12 protein-coding genes and 5 pseudogenes are annotated in these 13,703 nt (G+C 21.5%); 11 read left to right on the forward strand and 6 right to left on the reverse strand.

Features of this window, described 5'->3' with window-relative positions; genetic code table 11:
- Positions 1-20: 20 nt before the first annotated feature.
- The 5 genes and pseudogenes from RS022_RS04255 to RS022_RS02225 all read left to right on the forward strand — a co-directional run bounded on the left by RS022_RS04255 (position 21) and on the right by RS022_RS02225 (position 2,377).
- Positions 21-92, forward strand: coding sequence for an SVM family protein (locus RS022_RS04255; RefSeq protein WP_420885772.1), 72 nt, complete (start codon positions 21-23; stop codon positions 90-92).
- Positions 93-111: 19 nt separating this feature from the next.
- Positions 112-348: a hypothetical protein gene (locus tag RS022_RS02210; protein WP_268850228.1), complete on the forward strand. Its 237-nt coding sequence runs from the start codon at positions 112-114 to the stop codon at positions 346-348.
- A gap of 96 nt (positions 349-444) precedes the next feature.
- Entirely contained in the window at positions 445-891 is a 447-nt protein-coding gene (locus RS022_RS02215) for a hypothetical protein (protein ID WP_268849603.1), read from the forward strand.
- Between the two features lie 5 nt (positions 892-896).
- Positions 897-1,145: pseudogene (locus RS022_RS02220) on the forward strand (YqaJ viral recombinase family protein); the annotation flags it as partial.
- A gap of 308 nt (positions 1,146-1,453) precedes the next feature.
- The gene (locus tag RS022_RS02225) at positions 1,454-2,377 is read left to right on the forward strand and encodes an alpha/beta hydrolase (protein WP_268849604.1); all 924 of its coding nucleotides are present in this window, start codon (positions 1,454-1,456) and stop codon (positions 2,375-2,377) included.
- Positions 2,378-2,753: 376 nt separating this feature from the next.
- Here RS022_RS02225 and RS022_RS02230 read toward each other — a convergent pair.
- A pseudogene (locus tag RS022_RS02230) lies at positions 2,754-3,493 on the reverse strand (toprim domain-containing protein); the annotation flags it as partial.
- Positions 3,494-3,983: 490 nt separating this feature from the next.
- A complete protein-coding gene (locus RS022_RS02235) occupies positions 3,984-4,160 on the reverse strand; it encodes a hypothetical protein (protein WP_268849606.1) in 177 nt (58 codons plus the stop codon).
- A 3,651-nt stretch (positions 4,161-7,811) separates the two neighbouring features.
- Here RS022_RS02235 and RS022_RS02240 point away from each other — a divergent pair.
- The 3 genes and pseudogenes from RS022_RS02240 to RS022_RS02250 form a co-directional block, all read left to right on the forward strand.
- On the forward strand, positions 7,812-8,141 hold the full coding sequence (locus RS022_RS02240) for a single-stranded DNA-binding protein (RefSeq protein ID WP_268849607.1): 330 nt from the start codon (positions 7,812-7,814) through the stop codon (positions 8,139-8,141).
- Between the two features lie 85 nt (positions 8,142-8,226).
- Positions 8,227-8,517 carry an HU family DNA-binding protein gene (locus RS022_RS02245; protein WP_268849608.1) on the forward strand — a complete coding sequence of 97 codons (291 nt, stop codon included), beginning with the start codon at positions 8,227-8,229 and terminating at the stop codon, positions 8,515-8,517.
- A 42-nt stretch (positions 8,518-8,559) separates the two neighbouring features.
- Positions 8,560-9,222, forward strand: a pseudogene (locus RS022_RS02250) (AAA family ATPase); the annotation flags it as partial.
- On the opposite strand, the gene RS022_RS02255 reads toward RS022_RS02250, so the two are convergent.
- From RS022_RS02255 to RS022_RS02270, 4 genes are all read right to left on the reverse strand, one after another.
- Positions 9,204-9,314: a DNA adenine methylase gene (locus RS022_RS02255; RefSeq protein WP_268849609.1), complete on the reverse strand. Its 111-nt coding sequence runs from the start codon at positions 9,312-9,314 to the stop codon at positions 9,204-9,206. The pseudogene RS022_RS02250 and the gene RS022_RS02255 sit on opposite strands and share 19 nt — an antisense overlap.
- Before the next feature lie 10 nt (positions 9,315-9,324).
- Positions 9,325-9,519, reverse strand: a complete 195-nt coding sequence (locus tag RS022_RS02260; protein WP_268849610.1) for a hypothetical protein — start codon at positions 9,517-9,519, stop codon at positions 9,325-9,327.
- Positions 9,520-9,650: 131 nt separating this feature from the next.
- A complete protein-coding gene (locus tag RS022_RS02265) occupies positions 9,651-9,980 on the reverse strand; it encodes a single-stranded DNA-binding protein (RefSeq protein ID WP_268849611.1) in 330 nt (109 codons plus the stop codon).
- A gap of 367 nt (positions 9,981-10,347) precedes the next feature.
- Entirely contained in the window at positions 10,348-10,929 is a 582-nt protein-coding gene (locus tag RS022_RS02270) for a sigma-70 family RNA polymerase sigma factor (protein WP_268849612.1), read from the reverse strand.
- A 145-nt stretch (positions 10,930-11,074) separates the two neighbouring features.
- On the opposite strand from RS022_RS02270, the pseudogene RS022_RS02275 reads away from it, so the two are divergent.
- From RS022_RS02275 to RS022_RS04260, 3 genes and pseudogenes are all read left to right on the forward strand, one after another.
- Positions 11,075-11,770 (forward strand): annotated as a pseudogene (locus tag RS022_RS02275) (DnaB-like helicase C-terminal domain-containing protein); the annotation flags it as partial.
- 11 nt (positions 11,771-11,781) lie between these two features.
- Positions 11,782-13,105, forward strand: a pseudogene (locus tag RS022_RS02280) (toprim domain-containing protein).
- 156 nt (positions 13,106-13,261) lie between these two features.
- On the forward strand, positions 13,262-13,594 hold the full coding sequence (locus RS022_RS04260) for a hypothetical protein (RefSeq protein WP_268849613.1): 333 nt from the start codon (positions 13,262-13,264) through the stop codon (positions 13,592-13,594).
- Positions 13,595-13,703 lie beyond the last annotated feature (109 nt).

A 13,703-nucleotide genomic window follows, 5' to 3' on the forward strand; every position in this document is an offset into this window, starting at 1 on the left:
ATCAAAAGGAGATTTAATTAATGTTTAAATTACAAAATCAATTTAAAATAATAAGTATTTATTTATTTTTTGGGATTATTTTTAATAAATAATAGTAATCAAGTGATGGCAATGGAAAACTCAAATAATATTCAAATCAATAAAGAAATTATTATTAATAAAAAACAAGAAATACAAGAATATATAAATCAAAAAAATCAAATAGCTTATATTATTGCTTTTACAAATATTCCAAAAAACGGAACTTTAAATAAATTGTTAGAAATACACACTAATTTATCTAATTTAATTAATTGTTTAAGAGAACAAATTGAATCATTAGAAGAAATTTCTAATATATTTCAATAATTTAATTTTAAATTATTATTCTTAACTCAAGACCCTTCCTCAGGGTCTTTTTTTATTTAACAACACAACTCAACAATTGGAAAGGAAACAAAAACTATGTTCATTAAAAAAATCTTTCAATTTTTACCGAGTAATTTTATCTTTTTAATAATTACCTTATTTTCATTTATTCCAATTATAATCTTTTATTATGTCATTAAATACTATCTTTTCACCGTTAAACTAAGTATTCACCAACTAAAACAAGGAATAGTGGTTCAATTTTATCAATATTTAACCACGAAGCAACCTAATCATGTGGAATCATTTAATACTTTGTTAACTAAACTAAATAATAGCCTTAATACTATCAGTCATTATTTCTTTACTTATCAAAATCAATGGTTAAACTTAGGTTTATTAATAATTATTTTATTATTTATCCCTCATCTTTTATATCTAATTTATTTTCTTTTTAAATGTCTTTATCACATTCTACGGTTTATTTATTATTTAGGAAAATATCTTTTATTATTTTTAAAGAAAATTTTTAAGAAAGAATGAATATTATGAGAATCAAAAACTTAAATCAAAGGACCAAATTATGGTATCAACACCGAAAAAAATACATCAACGCTTCTGAAATCGCTTCCATTACGGGTTTAGATCCCTTTCGTTTCATGAAACAGTTAGTTCATGATAAAATTTTTGGCACAACTTTTACCGCTAATCAATATACACTTCATGGTCAAAAAATGGAACCTATAGCTCGTAAATTTTTCATACAAAAAACCAATTCAACTTTTGAAGACATTATATTACCAACTATTTTTTTAAAGACAAATAGATAGCTTTAAAGCTGTTATTTTTGATGATATCTTTAAATTAGTCCTAAAATTCGGCCATTTTTTAATTATTTTTTTATTTATCTAATTTTTTAAATTTTTAATTGACATATTATTTTTTTAATATTATAATATTAATGATTAATAAATAGTTTACTTTTTTAATTTTTTAACTTTTTGAATGGTTCTATTTTAATGGAACACACTCGACTGGTGATAAAAACTTAACAACTTTCAATATAATAAAATTTAATTAATAAAAATTAAAGGAGATTTAATTAATGTTTAAATTAAAAAAGCATTTATTATTATTTAATATTTTTTTATTTATTAGTTTATTTTTATTTTTTTTCGTTTATAAACAAAAGATCTATGCTTATCCTTTATTAAACAAAGTTACAACTGGTATTTACACAGAATTAAAAACAGTTGAAAATGCTAAAGCCAATATAATTGTAACTCATGGTATTGCTGAAAGTTCTAAAGAATATGAAAAATTAGTTAACTATTTAAATCGATATGGTTATAATGTTTTACTTTATGATATTAGAAGTCATGGTCAAAGTAGAAACAACAACAATAATAATATAGCTGATATTGATGATTTTCATATTTTTTTAAATGACTTACATTCGATAGTTAATTCTTTGAAACAAGAAAATAATTTAAAAATTATTTTATTAGGACATAGTTTAGGTGGAATGATTAATAATTGTTATGTTTATAAATATATTGAATATAATGATATTGATGGAATTATTAATAGTGGTTCTCCAACAAAAATAATAAATTCTGTAAATAATTTTATTAATCCAGAAAATATTAAAAATATGGATAACATTCTAGTAGGTATGGATTATGAAAAATTATCAAGATTGCCTTTAACTACAGAAATGAAAAATTGTCGTACTATTAATTTTTTAACACCAAACTTTATAAGAAATACTATGATTTTAAGCATTCAATATTTTCAAGAAAAAATGATAAACCGTTCATTTCATTATCCAATTCCCATATTATTATTGCATGGTGGACAAGATCAAATTATTTTACCAGAAAATAGTCAAGAACTTTTTGATTTGATTAAAAATACAAATAAACAATTAAAATTATATCCTTTAAATTATCACAATTTATTTAATGATTTAGATAATGAACAAGTTTATCAAGATATTATTGAATGGTTAAAACAATTTAATATTTGAAGATCTTGAACTGTTCCTTTTTTTTAGACAATTTTAATTTTTAAAATTGTTCTTTAAGATTAAAAATTAATTGATAATTTCTTGTCTTTTCAAACTAAAGAAACATTTTTTTGAATTAAAAAGTGTCTAAACTTTTTTAATAATTCTTTGTTTCAAAAGATATTTTTTTTAATATTTTATCCTTACACTATTTAGTTAGGTAAAAAAGTGAAAAACTCGCCAACAAAATGAAAAGAAAATAATCTTTGATATAAATTTAACATTTTTCTTGAAAAAAAGGCGTACTAAAGTAACCTTTTTCAAGGTTATATTATTTTATGGTTTTAAGGTGGTTATTTCGGCTTTTAAGAGGGATTAAATCTGAAAGTAATATTTTTTATTTATTACTAGAAGAAAAATTATCATTAATTAAGTTGATTTTAGTTTGTTTAATTTCTTCTAAGATTTGAGAATCGACAAAGAGAGTTTGGTTTTTAGGACGATAATTGGCTTTTTGGTAGGTATTTTTCTTTTTAGAATGAGCGATAATAGTGAGGTTGCCGTAATAAACATCGACATCTTTACAATTTTTATCATAAGGAGAAAAAATATGTCTAATTTTGTATATAATATTTGTTTCTTTGAGTTGTATTCCTAACTCTTTGCTTCGTTTTTGTCCTGTTTCGTCGTTATCTAAGACGATAATCACCTTAATCTTTTCTTTTTTAAGAATTTCTAGTTGAGATTGTGAAAGTAATTGGGCGACACAAATGAGACCGACCACGTTTTTAATACTATTTTGCCAACAACTAATGACATCATGAATGATGAATGGTTTTTGTTTTTTAATATAAGGTAAAGCTTCAAAAAAACAATAACTAAAATGAAATGTTGGGGTTTGACTAAAATTAGTTAAAGCTTGGTATTTAGGTCGAAAGTAAGAAACTTTCCAGGAAATGGTTTTGATAAAAATGAAAAGTTTGATGATAACCATTTTCAATGGGGATAATGATGGAACCATGGAAAGTATCATGATAATATTTTTTATTTTGTTTACTGGTTTTTTCTTTGATAAAACCATATTTAACTAATTTATTTATATTAATATTTTTTTTTACAATAATTTACGAGCCGATAAAGCTGTTATTTTTGATGATATCTTTAAATTATACCGAACATTCAGTCATTTTTAAATTATTTTTTTATTTATCTAATTTTTTATTAAAAAAATATATATAAAAAAATAATTAATAAATATTTTTAAAAGTCTTGTTTCTTGTTTTTTTTAAATTTTTTTAAAAAACACTTGACAAAATATAATTTTTTTTGTACAATAAAACAAGATTAAAATACTAAGTATTTTTAAAATATACATTTATATATATGTTTTTTTTCTTTGTTTAGTTAAATTTTTTAACTTTTTAACTGGTTCCATTTTTGATATGGAACACACCCTTGTTTTTGTTTTAATTTCGTTTAATTTTTTGTTGTAATCTTCGATTTTCTTTTGTTCGTCGTTAATAAAATTTTGTGATTCATGTAATATATATTTGATTGAATTTCTTATTTTTTCAATTTTAGTTTTTTCATTTATATTTAGATTGTTTGGTAATAAATTATCATCTAATTACAAAATGTAATTTTTTATTTCATCAAATCTAGCTTGTGAAATAGAAATTTTATTTTCTATTTCGTTTTTAGGTGTTTCTTTTTCTTGTGATTTTTCAATTTTAGTTGATTTAGTTTTTTGTTTTTGTGATTCGTTTTTTTCAATAATATTTGATTTTAATTTCAGAAAAATCAATACCAATTAAAATTATAAATAAAATAATAAATAATAAATTAATTTTTTTGTTTGAATTTATAATTTTTTTTTTTTTTTTCTTATTTAATAATAAATAAATATTATAAATAAATCGAAATGTACCTATTATAAACGATTTTTTGATTAAAAATTGTTTCATTAACATAAAAATTTTTATCTTCTTCTAAATAAATATTTAGACCCTTTGTATCCATTTCGATAATGTTATCTACTTTAACAAAACTATTATTAAATATAGAAAATATAGGACCTTGTATAGTTATTACTCAAAATATCTATATCAAATTGTGAAAGCATAAAATAAATGCACTTCACTTCCACTATGACCTTTATAAGGAAACATTTTATTAGTATAATGTCAATATTTAAATCTAAATATTTTAAAAAACTTTTTTAGAATTTTATCTTTTTCTTTTTTTATTACTATTATTTATTGCTATTAATTCATTGTTAAATAATATTAATTATGATTATAAACAAAAAAACAATTTTAATATTTAGTTTTTGTATAAAATATCTAATTGTTTTTTTATAATGATAGAATAATCTTTCTTTATAAAAAAATATCTTTACTTATAATAATAAAAAATTATTATAAGTAAAGATAAAAATCAAAAGACTTTACGAATCATTTAAATGTTGATTTTTTTAAATTTGGTAATATCAAAACAACAAATTTATAAAAAATTAATAACATTTTCTAATTAAAAGAAAAAGATATTTAAAAAATTCAATAACTTATTTAAAATCATTTTGTAAGATTCAAGAAATGATTTTTTTATAAACAATTATCTTTAATTATAATAATTAAAAATTATTATAATTAAAGATAAAAAAATAAATATCTAAAATTAGTTAAATATTAATTTTGTTTTAATGCTTTATTATATTATAAAAAGATAATTTATCGTTTTTTTTGTTCTATTTTGATTAATATCCAAATTGATATAATAAAATTTTTTTATAATAATTATCTTTACTTATAATAATAAAAAATTATTATAAGTAAAGATAAAAATCAAAAGATTTTACGAATCATTTAAATGTTGATTTTTTTAAATTTGGTAATATCAAAACAACAAATTTATAAAAAAATTAATAACATTTTCTAATTAAAAAAAAAGATATTTAAAAAATTTAATAACTTATTTAAAATCATTTTATAAGATTTAAGAAATGATTTTTTTATAAACAATTATCTTTAATTATAATAATTAAAAATTATTATAAGCAAAGATAAAAAAATAAATATCTAAAATTAGTTAAATATTAATTTTGTTTTAATGCTTTATTATATTATAAAAAGATAATTTATCGTTTTTTTTGTTCGATTTTTATTAATATCCAAATTGATATAATAAAATTTTTTTATAATAATTATCTTTACTTATAATAATTTTTTATTATTATAAGTAAAAAAAATATCTGAAATCAATTATATGTTAATATTAATTTCTTTTTAATGCTTTATTACAAAAAAATAATTTATCGTTTTTTTATTTGATTTTTGATTAATAAAAATCGAAAAAATAAAATTTTTATTTTATAAAAAAATTAAAATAAAAAAATACTATTTTTAGGTATTTTTTATTAATTAATTGCTTCCTATAATGTATATTATGTAAACCAATTTTGAATATATTTTTTAATGACAATTATAATATTATAAAAATCAATAAAATATATATAATATTTGTAAATTTAGAAAATAATAAGAAATTTTAATTAAAGTTTTGTAATAATTTAGTATTATAAAAAAATTGTCTCTTTATTATTATTAATTTTTTATTTTAATTTTTTTATAAAATAAAAATTTTATTTTTTCGATTTTTATTAATCAAAAATTAAATAAAAAAACGATAAATTATTTTTTTGTAATAAAGCATTAAAAAGAAATTAATATTAACATATAATTGATTTCAGATATTTTTTTTACTTATAATAATAAAAAATTATTATAAGTAAAGATAATTATTATAAAAAAATTTTATTATATCAATTTGGATATTAATAAAAATAGAACAAAAAAAACGATAAATTATCTTTTTATAATATAATAAAGCATTAAAACAAAATTAATATTTAACTAATTTTAGATATTTATTTTTTTATCTTTGCTTATAATAATTTTTAATTATTATAATTAAAGATAATTGTTTATAAAAAAATCATTTCTTGAATCTTACAAAATGATTTTAAATAAGTTATTGAATTTTTTAAATATCTTTTTTTTTTTTTTTTAATTAGAAAATGTTATTAATTTTTTTATAAATTTGTTGTTTTGATATTACCAAATTTAAAAAAATCAACATTTAAATGATTCGTAAAATCTTTTGATTTTTATCTTTACTTATAATAATTTTTTATTATTATAAGTAAAGATAATTATTATAAAAAAATTTTATTATATCAATTTGGATATTAATCAAAATAGAACAAAAAAAACGATAAATTATCTTTTTATAATATAATAAAGCATTAAAACAAAATTAATATTTAACTAATTTTAGATATTTATTTTTTTATCTTTGCTTATAATAATTTTTAATTATTATAATTAAAGATAATTGTTTATAAAAAAATCATTTCTTGAATCTTACAAAATGATTTTAAATAAGTTATTGAATTTTTAAATATCTTTTTTTTTTTAATTAGAAAATGTTATTAATTTTTTATAAATTTGTTGTTTTGATATTACCAAATTTAAAAAATCAACATTTAAATGATTCGTAAAATCTTTTGATTTTTATCTTTACTTATAATAATTTTTTATTATTATAAGTAAAGATAATTATTATAAAAATTTTATTATATCAATTTGGATATTAATCAAAATAGAACAAAAAAAACGATAAATTATCTTTTTATAATATAATAAAGCATTAAAACAAAATTAATATTTAACTAATTTTAGATATTTATTTTTTTATCTTTGCTTATAATAATTTTTAATTATTATAATTAAAGATAATTGTTTATAAAAAAATCATTTCTTGAATCTTACAAAATGATTTTAAATAAGTTATTGAATTTTTTAAATATCTTTTTCTTTTAATTAGAAAATGTTATTAATTTTTTTATAAATTTGTTGTTTTGATATTACCAAATTTAAAAAAATCAACATTTAAATGATTCGTAAAGTCTTTTGATTTTTATCTTTACTTATAATAATTTTTTATTATAAGTAAAGATATTTTTTTATAAAGAAAGATTATTCTATCATTATAAAAAAACAATTAGATATTTTATACAAAAACTAAATATTAAAATTGTTTTTTTGTTTATAATCATAATTAATATTATTTAACAATGAATTAATAGCAATAAAAGATAGTAATAAAGAAAAGGTAACAGTTACACCATTGGAAGATAACTAAGTTAACGGAAAAATTCCGCTTTCCTTGGATCAATCAATTATTAAAAAAATAAAATTTTAATTTAAACAGAAACAAGATTACTTTCAAATTAATCTTTTTTTGTATCAAAACCAAGCATAAAATTTTTGAAAAAACAAGTAATAAACGATTCCAACATCAATCAATCAGATAGTCGTTAAATACATTCATTTTAAAAAGTTTTATTGATTAAGAAATTAAAAAAAATATATTACAAAGAAAGAAAAATAAAATTATGTTAAACAAAGTTCAATTAATCGTCCATCTAAGTCATGATTTAGAAAAACAATACATTAATAGTCATAACGAACAAATCCCTAAAATTGATTTTCAATTAGCGGTCAACCTCAAAGATAAAACTCAATTTATCCCTTGTGTTGTTTTTTTTAAACAAGCTGAAAACATGAATAAATACCTACATAAAGGTTCAAAAATATATGTAGAAGGCACATTATCAATCCAAAAATACACGAATAATGAAGGACAAACTAAAACTAACACTAAAGTTATTCTTCAAAACGTGATCTTTTTAGATAATAAACCTCATGAATCTTTACCTTTTTAAAAAAAAGATTTCATAACAACCAAATGAACTTAATCATCTAACCAACAAACAATTAAAAAAATCAAACAAAAGGAGTCAAATAATTATGACAAAAAAAGAATTAATTAAAAAAATCGCTTTAGCTAACAAAACTTCCGTAACTAAAACTGAAGAATTTTATAATATCTTCGAAAATAATTTAATCAACGCTATCACTAAGAACGAAGAAGTAGTTTTATTTCCTAAAATAGGCAAATTTAAATTAAAATCAAGAAAAGCCTACATCGGTAGAAACCCTAAAACAAAGAAAAAATTAAAAATCCCTGCCAAAACAGTAGTCACTTTCAAACTTTCTAAAACCATCAAAGACAAAGTGAAAACTTTAATTTTAAAATAACCAAATGATTTTCTTTAAAACACCTAAGAAAGGAGGTTATCTATGTCATTAAACAAAAAAATTTATTTGAGTTTGATCGGATTATTGAGTTTAGGTTTCTTGATTTTATTAATTTTTGGCTTTATTAATTCTCGTCCACCAACTAAAAATCCAACATTAACTAATCAACCTCCATCAACACAACCACAAGAGATCGACAACCAAATCAAATTAGAACAAGCCAAAATCCAAGAACTCCAACAACAAAACCGCATCTTAAAAACCCAAATTGATGAAAATGTTAAAACTTTAACTGACATTATTACTAAAATTAAAACTCTGCAAACCGAATTAACTAATAACCCACAATTACCCCCAAACACGAAAACCCAAAAACAACAACAATTAACCGAACTGAAAAATCAACTTCAAACCCAACAAACTATAGTCAATAATTTATTAGAACAAAGGAAAGCGTTAAACCAAAATCAAAAAGAAAAACAAGAAGAATTAGAAAAATTAGCTCAAGAAAAAGCTCAACTTCAAACCCAAGAAAACCTCCAACAACAAATTTTCCAATTAAATCAAGCGCTTAATTATGTGGAAGCTAATCAAAAAAGAATTGAAGAATTAAAAACGCAAAAAGAATATCAAAAAAATCAAACTGAATTAAAAAATTTCAAGGATTTTCAACTTTTCTTAACTGATCAAAAAATCGCTTTTGATGGTTTTAAATAAAAATAAAGAACCCCGCTTCCTAAAAAAGGTTCGTAATAAGTTTTAAATTGTTTAGGTAAATGAGAAATAATTTGAGGCAAAAGTTTTTTCTTACATCCAATTCAATTGATTTTCATGTTTCTTCTCCTTATTCCATAAATAAAATAAAAAGAAAATATCGGAAAAGATGGCGATTGTAGCGTTAAATTTTAATCCTAATTCAAAATTGAAAAATAAGGCCATAATATTACTGATGATGAAAAATAAATAGGAAATTGTTAATAAAATAGGATATCTTTTTTTCATTTTGTCTCCTTTATTTTTTTATTTCTTTTGGTGTTCTTGTCAATTTGTTGTGTTTTTTTCCAATAAAAAAACCCCTTTTGAAAAAGGGGGTTAGATATTAAGTTTATTTGGTTGTTATTAAATTTATTGTTTTAAAAAGGTAAAGTTTCTTGAGGTTTGTTATCTAAAAAGATCACGTTTTGAAGAATAACTTTAGTATTGATTTTGGTTTGACCTTCATTATTCGTGTATTTTTGGATGAATAAAGTTCCTTCAAGATAAATTTTCGAACCTTTATGTAAATATTTTTTCATGTTGTCAGCTTGATTTCTAAAAACTACACAAGGGATAAATTGGGTTTTATCTTTCATGTTAAGAGCTAATTGAAAATCGATTTTAGGAATTTGTTCGTTGTTTGAATTGATATATTGTTTTTCTAAATCATGGCTGAGACGGCCGATTAATTGAACTTTGTTTAACATATTTTATTTTTCCTTCTTTTTGATATATTTTTTATTTATTTATAGATAAAACTTTTGAAAACAAATGTATTTAACGACTATCTGATTTGTTTATGTGGGAATCATTTATTACTGTTGTTTCAAAAATTTTATTCTTGATTTTGATACAAAAAAAGATTACTCTGAAAGTAATCTGGTTTTTATTTAAATTAAAATTTTATTTTTTTAATAATTGATCGATCCACGGAAAGTGGAATTTTTCCGTTAACTCAGTTATCTTTTACTGGTGTAACCCTTATGGACATTATGGGACTTGATTTTTCCGCTGTCCTCTTGGGCTAACGTCAAAGACTTATAGTTTAACGTCATTACGGACGAGCGATAGGTTTTAACGTTTTTTTAATTTTTTGATAGCGATGTTTTTAATATTTTCTACTTGTTTTAAAGATAAATTGAGTTTTTCAGCTATTTCGGTGTTGGTATAACATCCTTGATAATCTTCGTTAATATTTCCTAAAGGAACACCAAAACTTAAATAGATAATTTTGAATTCGTTTTCACTTAATTTAGCTTTCATTTTTTTTAAAAAAATTTCATGATTAACTTGTTTTAACCATAATTGATGAGGGTTTAAAGAATGTGAAGCGAAAGATTCATGATGATTTTCTGAAAAATTTGGTAAATAGGTAGATTGAGTGATTTTACGAATGGCTTCATTAATCGCTTTTTTAATATGTGGTTTAGCATAAGCCAAAAAATTATAACCGAAATCTTCGTAATTAGTTAGAGCTTTGATTAATCCTAAAACTCCTTCTTGTACTAAATCTGCACTTGTTAAACAACGAGGATAATATTTAAAACGGCGGACAATTTGTTCCACTAAAGGTAAATGTAATGTTATTAATTTTTCGCGTAACTTAAAATTACTTTTATCTTTTAAAAAAAGTAAAAATAATGTTTTTCTATTCATTAGTTTCCTTTCTAAAAATATTTTTAGAAAAGTTGAAGATTAACTTTTTATTCTTTTTAAAAAATAAAAAGACCAACTGATAAAGTTGATCTTTATGATTATTAATAAATTATTTAGTTGTGATACTTTTGGGGTGCAGTGGGATTTAGCCCACCAAACTCAAATTCCCTTAGATGTTATTTTAGATAAAAATTTGGAAGACTCAAACATTCAACCACACATACCTACATGGAAAGGATAAATAACGCTAAAAAATTCTTTTCCCAGCTTAACTTATCCTTTAGTTATGATCAAGGGAAAAAAATAGATTACATCATCGATTTAGTTTATCATTTCTCTTTGGAACAAAAAGCCGAAATCATCGTCATCGATCACCTTCAAATAACCAAATCATCCAATCATCTTGATAATGACCGTCTCGCCATTGACGAAATCATGACGAAACTTAAACAATTAGCCATGGAATTAAACATCGTTATTATCATTTTATCTCAATTTTCAAGAGATACATACAGCAATTACCAAGCTAAATCACCAGAAATAACAGCTTTAAAAGGAAGTGGTGGAATTGAAACTAACTCAGATATCGTCTTAATGATGTCCGAATTCCAACCCAAACTATCTAAAGACCAAGACAAACCATTAAATATCTATAATCAAAATTGTAATCAATTATATTTAGCATCAAAAAACAATGAATCACAAAAAATCATTTAATTATCTATTAAAAAGAATCGCAGTGGTACCAAAAAGAACTTAGTTTATCACTTTGAAATGACCACACGCAAACCTTTTCCAAGAAATTGGTTATATTTTACCTTATCCATTAGAAAGTTATTAAGGAGTTCATCAATGAATTATCAAGATAAAATAAAATACATTCAAACTCATTTCCCCATGTCAGTTTTATTAAAAAAATTAAAAATTTTACCTCTAAATTTTAATAACCACCACCGTTTTCCTTGTCCCATTCATCAAGGAAAGAACCCCACTTGTTATCATTTCACTTCTACTAATAAAATTCATTGTTGGAAATGTGGTCGCGATTACGATATTATTGATGTTTATATAGCTATCCGTCAAATTAAATCCTTTTATGAAGCGATCCAAAGAATAGAAGGATTTATGAATTCTTTCGAATTTAAAAATTTAAACCAACAAGAAAAAGAAATAACGAAAATAACTACTAACCCTTTTCAACAACCATATCACCCAATTAAGCCAAAACAATCAGTTGACGAACAGGAAATTAATATCAAAAAGAAACAATTATTTAAAGAAATCTCGGCCTTATTCAACCAAATTCGCGATTATTATCATTATTTGTTAATTTCCAACCAAAAAATGAAAGTCAACCAGGAATAGAATATTTAACTCAAAAAAGAAAATTAACCCTAGAAACCATTAAATAATTTCATCTAGGCTATTCTCCTTTAACTAATAAACCTTTATCTTTTCGACTAATAAATTATTGTCAAAAGAAAAATATTAATATCGATAAATTAGTTGAATATAGTTTTATCAAAGAAAAAACCAGTAAACAAGGTAAAAATATTTTCATGATACTTTTCATGGTTCCATTATTATCCCTATTGAAAATGGTTATCATCAAACTTTTCATTTTTATCAAAACCATTTCCGCGAAGTTTCTTACTTTTAACCAAAATACCAAGTCTTAACTAATTTTAGTCAAACGCCTACCTTTCATTTTAGTTATCCTTTTTTTGAAGCGTTACCATATATTAAAAAAACGAAAATCATCATTATTCATGAAGGTTTTTTTGATGTCATTAGTTGTTGACAAAACAATATTAAAAACGTGTTCGGTTTAATTTGTGTCACTCAATTACTTTCTCAATCTCAACTAGACATTCTCAAAAAATAAAAGATTAAGGTTATTATCGCCTTAGATAACGACGAAACAGGACGAAAACGAAGCGAAGCCTTAGGAGAACAACTAATCTAACAACAAATTCCTTACGAAATCAGAAGGATTTTGCCCCCTTACGATCAAACTTGTAAAGATGTTGATGATTTATTACGTCAATACGGAAAAGAAGCTTACCAAAAATGTTTTTTAGATCCTTATGCCTCCTATGAAGAAGCCAAGAAGAAAATTATCGTTGATTTAGCCGTTAATTTCTTTGGAGAAGACAAAGTAGAAATAATTGATTAAAATTATTGCTTTTTGACACCAAAATATATTACATCTATATATAAATACATTAACATACCCTGTAAACGCTAATATACCCCTAAATTTTGTGATTTTATTTTCGTAACTTAGGGGTTTTTTCTTTTTATAACAATAAACCAAATTAAGGAGAAAAAAATGAAAAACGACACTAGTCAAGAAATTAGAATCGGGGGCTGGAACACAAAAACCACCCCCAACGATTTAACTCAAATTAAAAACTTTTTAAAAATATTAAAAGAAGATTTAATCAATCTCACTATTATTGCTCATTCTAAAAAGAAAAACACCTACCAAGAAGCTAATTATCGCCCGAAAAACCAAACTCTCTTTGTCGATCCTCAAATCTTAGAAGAAATTAAACAAACGAAAATCACCTTAATTAATGATAATTTTTCTTATAGCAATATATATAAAAAACTATTACTTTCAGATTTAATCCTTCTTAAAAGCCAAAATAACCCCCGTTAAAACCCTCTCTATTCTTTATTTCAAATCAATTATCAAAACGAAACTAAAAATCAGCTTAAAGAATTAATTGGGAAAATTAATGTCAATAAATTAGAAATTTTACAATTAT

The organism is Candidatus Phytoplasma rubi (assembly GCF_026821955.1).
GTDB lineage: Bacteria > Bacillota_I > Bacilli_A > Acholeplasmatales > Acholeplasmataceae > Phytoplasma > Phytoplasma vitis.